Source organism: Streptomyces sp. MnatMP-M17, assembly GCF_900091995.1.
Taxonomy (GTDB): Bacteria; Actinomycetota; Actinomycetes; order Streptomycetales; family Streptomycetaceae; genus Streptomyces.
The window spans coordinates 1-6,755 of the sequence record NZ_FMDK01000531.1 but is presented as its reverse complement, the minus strand read 5'-3'; the positions used below and the strand labels follow the sequence as shown (position 1 = coordinate 6,755).

The window sequence follows — 6,755 nt, the reverse complement described above, 5'->3', positions numbered from 1 at the left end:
CCTGGCGGGAGTTCAACATCGGTCTGCTGCGGCTCGCCGCCGCGCACCCGCGGCTGCACGTCGTCGACCTGGAGCCGCTGATCGCCGAGGGCGGACCGGTCCGCGACCCGCGCCTCGCCGCCTACGCCAAGGTGCACCTGGGCGATGAAGTACTCGCCCGCTACGCGCGACACGCGGGCCATCTGCTGCGGACGCTGCGCGGCAGGGCGAAGAAGGTCCTCGTCGTGGACCTCGACAACACCCTCTGGGACGGCATCCTCGGCGACGACGGCCCCGACCGCATCGCCGCCGCCACCACCTACCGCGGTGAGGCCTTCGGCCGGTTCCAGAAGGTGGTCAAGCAGATCGGCAGCCAGGGCGTCCTGCTCGCGGTGTGCAGCAAGAACGACCGTGAGCCGGTCCTCGATGTGCTCCGTGACCACCCCGACATGACCCTGCGCGAGGCCGACTTCGTCCGGATCAGCGCCGACTGGGAACCCAAGGACGGCAATATCCGCGCCCTCGCCGACCGGCTCAATCTCGGCACCGACAGCTTCGTCTTCGCCGACGACTCGCCCTTCGAACGCGGCCTCGTCGCCTCGACGCTCCCCGAGGTCGCCGTGATCGGGCTCGACGAGGAACCGGCGGTGCACATCGACCGGTTGCTCGCCGACGGCTGGTTCGACGTACGCGAACTGACCACCGAGGACCGGGGCCGGGCCGTGCAGTACCGCCAGGAGGCGGAACGGCAGGACCTCCAGCAGACCGCCGGCTCGATGGAGGAGTACCTGAGCGCCCTCGACGTGCGGGTCGAGGTCGCTCCGGTACGCGACCACGAAGTGGCCCGGGTCGCCCAGATCACCCTGCGCACCAACCAGTTCAACCTCACCACCCGAAGGCTCCAGGTACCCGACGTCCGCGAACGGCTCGACTCACCGGACCACTTGGTGCTGGCCGTACGCTCCCGCGACCGCTTCGGTGACAACGGGGTCGTGGGCGCCCTCTTCGCGTACCGGGAGGACGAGGCCCTGCGGATCGACAACATGCTGCTCAGCTGCCGTGTCTTCGCACGCGGTGTCGAGCAGGCCACCATCGCCGCGCTTCTGGAGCACGCGGCGGACTCGGGCGCGGCCGAGGTACGCGCGAGCTACCGGCCCACCGCCAAGAACCACAAGATGCGCGACTTCTACCCGTCGCTCGGCTTCGAGCAGGCCGCCGAAGCGGCGGACGGCGCCGTTGAGTTCCGGCACCCGCTCACCGGACTGCCCGAAGTGCCCGGTCACGTGACACTTGACGCGGACTTCCGTGACACCGCCGGCTGATCCGCGCCCCGCCCCCCGGGCGCCCGGGCCGCACAAGCGTCTCCTTAGTGCCCCGGACGACGATCGTGATGTCAGAGCAACCCGTGCCGGCGCCATGCCAGCGGAACTCGGAGAGGTCGGAGAAAGACGTTGACGAATTTCCGGACCTTCACGGAACTGGTTCTGGAGCGGACCGAAGCCCGCGGCGCCGCGGATGCCTTCATCTTCCTGCCCGACGATGCCCGTGGCTCGGTGCCGCAGCACCTCGCCTTCGCCGGGCTCGACCAGGAGGCACGCAGGATCGCCTCCTGGCTCCAGGCACGCGGAGCCGCGAACCGCCAGGTCCTGCTGCTCTTCCCGGCGGGCCTCGACTTCATCAAGGCCTTCACCGCCTGCCTGTACGCCGGTGCCGTGGCCGTGCCCGGACCGCTGCCCGCCGAACAGGGCCAGCACTTCTCCCGGGTCTCCGGCATCCTGCGCGACGCCGAGGCGTGCGCCGTGCTCACCGACTCGGCCAACGCCCCCGAGATCTCCGCCTGGCTGGCCGCCGAAGGCATCACCGATGTGCCGTGCCTGGCCACCGACGACCCGGCCCAGGGTGACGCGGGCGCCTGGAAAGAGCCCACGCTCACCCCGGAGAGCCTGGCCTTCCTCCAGTACACCTCCGGCTCGACCAGCGATCCCAAGGGCGTCGTGGTCTCGCACCGCAATCTGCTCGCCAACGAGGCGGCGATCCAGCGGTCGATCGGCACAGGACCGGACTCCGTGTGCGGCGGCTGGCTGCCCTTCTACCACGACATGGGCCTGATCGGGCATATCCTGCACCCGCTCTACCTCGGCATCCCCACCGTCCTGATGGCGCCCTTCACCTTCCTCAAGCGCCCCGTCCGCTGGCTGAAGATGGTGGGGGATTACGGGATCACCACCGGCGGCGGCCCCAACTTCGCGTACGACCTGTGCGTGCGCAGGGTCACCGACGCCCAGCTGGAGACGCTCGACCTGTCTTCCTGGACGACCGCCTGCAACGGCGCCGAACCGGTCAGGGCCGAGACGGCCCGCGCCTTCACCGAGCGCTTCGCGCCCGCGGGATTCCGCCCCGAAGCCTTCTTCCCCTGCTACGGCATGGCCGAGACGACCCTGCTGGTCACCGGGATCCCGCGCGGCGCGGCCCCTCGCGTGCTCGATGTCGACGCCGAGGCCCTGGAGCGCGGCGAACTGGCCGACCCGCGCGCGGACCACCCCACCCGCTCCCTCGTCAGCAGCGGGATCGCGCGGGACTTCGAGATCCGCATCGTCGACCCGGAGACGCGCGTCGAGAAGCCCGGGGGACACGTCGGCGAGATCTGGCTCAAGGGCGACAGCGTCTCCTCCGGCTACTGGAAGCGGCCGGAGACCAACAAGGAGATCTTCGACGCGGCGATCTCCGACGGCCCGGACGGAGCGGACGGTACCGGCGGATCCGACGGCGGCGGCTGGCTGCGCACCGGCGACATGGGCGTACTCCAGGACGGACAGCTCTACGTCACCGGCCGGCTCAAGGAAATAGTCATCCTCGCGGGCCGCAACCTCTACCCCCAGGACGTCGAACGTGCCATCCAGTCCAGGGACAAGGCCTTCGTCGGCGCGGGTGCCGTCTTCGCCGTCGAGACGGACCGCGAGCACCTGGTGGCCGTCCAGGAGGTCCGCCCCGGCAGTGTCTCCACCGACCTGCGCACCGTAGCCTCCGGCGTCCAGAGCTTCATCAGCAAGGAGTTCAGCATCCCCGCCGGCAACATCCTGCTGGTACGCCCGGGAACCGTCCGCAAGACCACCAGCGGCAAGATCCAGCGGACCCTCATGCGCGAGCTCTTCCTTGAGGGAAAGATCACCACGCTGTACGAGGTCCTGGAGCCGGCGGTCCGCGAACTGGTCGCCTCCGCCGGGGCCGACGGGACCGGAGAGGCCGGCCACACCACCGGCCCCGCCGAGTCCCTGGAATCGGTGGTCTGACGTGGACCACCCGCCCTACCGGCTCGCGGAGGAGTTCGACCGCTTCCTCGGCGACCCCGGCGACCCCGGCGAGGTCTTCTCCTACGCCCGCTGCGCGGAACTCGACGACAAGGAGGAGTTCCCCGCCGAGATCTGCGACCGTTTCCAGGAGTGGGGCCTGCCCGACGAGTACGTACCGGCCGAGCACGGCGGCAGACTGCGCGACTACGAGCAGGTGCTCCAGCTCATCCGCACCGTCGCCCGCCGCGATCTGACCTGCGCCATCGGCCACGGCAAGACCTACCTCGGCGGGGTCTGCGTCTGGGTGGCGGGCTCCGCGGAGCAGGGCGCCCGGCTCGGGGCCGACATCATGGCCGGGGTCCCGGTCTCCCTCGGACTCACCGAACGTGCCCACGGCAGCGACCTGCTCGCCGGTGAGGTACGTACCGACGACTGTGTGGCGCGGACCGCCGGCCCGGCAGCGGACACCGCCGGCCACTGGCTGGTCAGCGGCGAGAAGTGGCTCATCAACAACGCCACCCGCGGTGCGGTGCTGTCGCTGCTGACCCGCACCCGCCCGGACGGCGGCCCGCGCGGCTTCAGCGTCCTCCTCGTCGACAAGCGCGAACTCGCCCCGGACACCTACCGCCACCTCCCCAAGATCCCCACCCACGGCATCCGCGGCGCCGACATCTCCGGTATCGCCTTCGACGGCGCCCGGGTGCCGCGCGGCGCCCTTGTCGGTGCCGAGGGCGCGGGCCTGGAGATCGTGCTGAAGGCGCTCCAGCTCACCCGCACCATGTGCGCGGCCCTGTCACTCGGCGCCGGCGACCACGGGCTGCGGCTCGGCCTGGACTTCGCCGAGGAACGCGAACTGTACGGTCGGCGGCTGATCGACCTCCCACAGGCCCGGCACGTGCTGGCCGGCGCCGCCGCCGACGTCCTGCTGCACGAGGCGGTCGCCCTGGTCGCGGCCCGTGCCGTACAGAGCCAGACCGCGGAACTCGGCATCACCTCGGCCGTCACCAAGTACCTGCTGCCCACCGGCACCGACCGGGTCCTCGCCGACCTGACCGGAGTGCTCGGCGCCCGCGCCTTCCTCAAGGACGTCCACGCCGACGGCCGGTTCCAGAAGGTCGAGCGCGACCACCGCATCGTCGGACTCTTCGACGGCAACACCCTGGTCAACCTCAACTCCCTGGTCAACCAGTTCCGTTCTCTGGTACGCGGCTTCCGGCGCGGCACTGGTGACACGGCGGGCGCCGGCACCGCCTACGACCTCGGCGCACCGCTGCCACCACTGGAACCGACGAAGCTGTCGCTGGTCGCCCGGCGCGGCAGCGGAGTCATCGCGGGCCTCACCGCCTCCGTCGAGGAGATCACCCGGCGCGCGCGAGAAAACTCCGCGCTCGTCCCGGTGGCCGAGGCCGCGCGGCGGCTGCTCGACGTCACCACCTCGGTGCACGAAGAGATGGAGACGTACCAGGGCGTGCTCACCCAGGTGCCGCCCGCCGCCTTCGAGGTCGCGCGCCGCTACACCCTGTGCTGGGCGGGAGCGGCCTGCCTCGGCCTGTGGACGCGCAGCACCGACCACCTCCGCGACGACCCCGGCACCGGACCACTCTGGCGCGACGGCTTGTGGCTGCACACCGCACTCGACCGGCTGCTGGTCCGCCTCGGCGAACCGGCGGCGGCCGGCCAGGAGACATACGAAGAACTGCTCGGCACCCTGCGGGCAGCCCGTTCATCGGGTCGGCTGTTCTCGCTGCTGTCGCAGCGGGGCCCCGAGCGGCAGCCCGCGACACCCGGCACGGCCGACGGCGAGCGGACCGTCGAGAGTGGGAGGACGCCATGCTGACCGGCACAGAGCCCCAGGACGCCCAGGCCACCCGCCCGGCGACCCCCGCCGCACGGGACGGTCACGGGGTACCGGGACAGGAGGCGCGGGCCGCCGCACGCGTGGCCGAACTGGACCGACGCCTCGGCGACCCCACCGACGAGAGCAACGAACTGTCCCACGCCCGGCTCATCGAGGCGGACGAGGCGGCCGAACTCTCCGCGGCCGGTGAGCGCGCCCTCGACGAACTGCGGCTCGGCGCCGACTTCGTGCCGCGCGCCGAGGGCGGTCGACTGGAGCGGCTCGACACGCTGGTACGGGTCATGCGGCAGGTGTTCCGCCGCGATGTCGCCCTCGGCCTCGGCTACGGCGTGACCTCCTTCATGGCCGGTGTGAACGTCTGGACCTCCGGGGACGCCGAGCAGCGCGCACGCCTCGCGCGGATCCTCACCGGCGGCGGCAAGGTGTCCGTCGCGTACCACGAACTCGCGCACGGCAATGACTTCGTACGCAACGAGTTCGAGGCCCGCCCCGGGAACGGTGGCGGTTATCTGCTGAACGGTGCCAAGCAGGTCATCAACAACGCCGACCGCGCGGACGCCTGGGTGCTGTTCAGCCGTACCGGCTCCGCACCGGGCAGCCGCAGCCACTCCGTGCTCTTCGTCGAGCGCGACGGGCTCGACACGGACACCTGGCAGGTACTGCCCCGCTACGACGCCGTCGGCGTGCGCGGCTGCCACCTGGCCGGACTCCGCTTCGACGACACACCCGTACCCGCGTCGGCCCTCGTCGGCGAGACCGGCAAGGGAGTCGAAACCGCCCTGCGCGCCTTCCAGATCACCCGGGCCGCGCTCCCCGGCATGGCGGTCGGCACCACCGACACCGCCCTGCGGACCGTCGTAAGCTTCGCCCTGGGCCGACGGCTCTACCGCAAGTCCGTCATGGAGATCCCGCACGCCAAAGCCACCCTGTCCGGGGCCTTCACCGATCTCCTGACCTGCGACAGCCTCTCCCTGGCCGCGACCCGGGCGGTGCATCTGCTGCCCGAACAGACCGGCGTCATCGCCGCCGCCACCAAGTACCTCGTACCGAAGCTCCTCACCGACGCCATGCACGAACTCTCCATCGTGCTCGGCGCCCGCTTCTACATCCGCGACGGTGAGCACGGCATCTTCCAGAAGCACATCCGTGACCTGCCGGTGCTCAGCCTCGGCCACGCGGGCTCCGCGGCCTGCCAGTCCACGATCATTCCCCAGCTGTCCCGGCTCGCCCGGCGCTCGTGGTTCAGCGACGAACCGGCCCCCGCGGACCTCTTCCGGCCACGCGCGGACCTCCCGGACCTCCCTTACGACCGGCTCACGCTGGCGAGCGGACGGGACGGGCTCAGCGCCACGCTGGTCGCGGCCCTGGACGAACCGCCCGGCGCCGCACCAGAGGAGCAGGCCGTCCACGGGCTGACACTTCAGCTGGTGGACGAGTTGCGGCAGGTCCAGGAGGCGAGCCGCGCGCTCGCACCCCAGGACCGTACGGCGCTCGCCCACCCCGCCGCCTTCGCTCTCGCCGACCGGTATGCCGTCCTGCTCGCGGCCGCATCGGCGATCGGTGTCCGGCGGCAGGCGGCCCGCGACGGCGGCGACGCCTTCCTCGCCGACCCCGCCTGGCTCCCCGCC

The 6,755-nt window shown here is 71.5% G+C and carries 4 protein-coding genes; all 4 read left to right on the top strand.

Going from position 1 to position 6,755, the window contains the following annotated elements; genetic code table 11:
• On the top strand, positions 1-1,301 hold a 1,301-nt coding region (locus tag GA0115259_RS23360; RefSeq protein ID WP_093600629.1), incomplete at its 5' end, for an HAD-IIIC family phosphatase.
• Between the two features lie 129 nt (positions 1,302-1,430).
• Positions 1,431-3,269 carry a fatty acyl-AMP ligase gene (locus GA0115259_RS23355; RefSeq protein ID WP_093600626.1) on the top strand — a complete coding sequence of 613 codons (1,839 nt, stop codon included), beginning with the start codon at positions 1,431-1,433 and terminating at the stop codon, positions 3,267-3,269.
• Between the two features lies 1 nt (position 3,270).
• Positions 3,271-5,106: an acyl-CoA dehydrogenase family protein gene (locus tag GA0115259_RS23350; protein WP_176732627.1), complete on the top strand. Its 1,836-nt coding sequence runs from the start codon at positions 3,271-3,273 to the stop codon at positions 5,104-5,106.
• Positions 5,100-6,755: acyl-CoA dehydrogenase (locus GA0115259_RS23345; RefSeq protein WP_093600632.1), on the top strand; the 1,656-nt coding region annotated here is incomplete at its 3' end. The genes GA0115259_RS23350 and GA0115259_RS23345, both read left to right, overlap by 7 nt.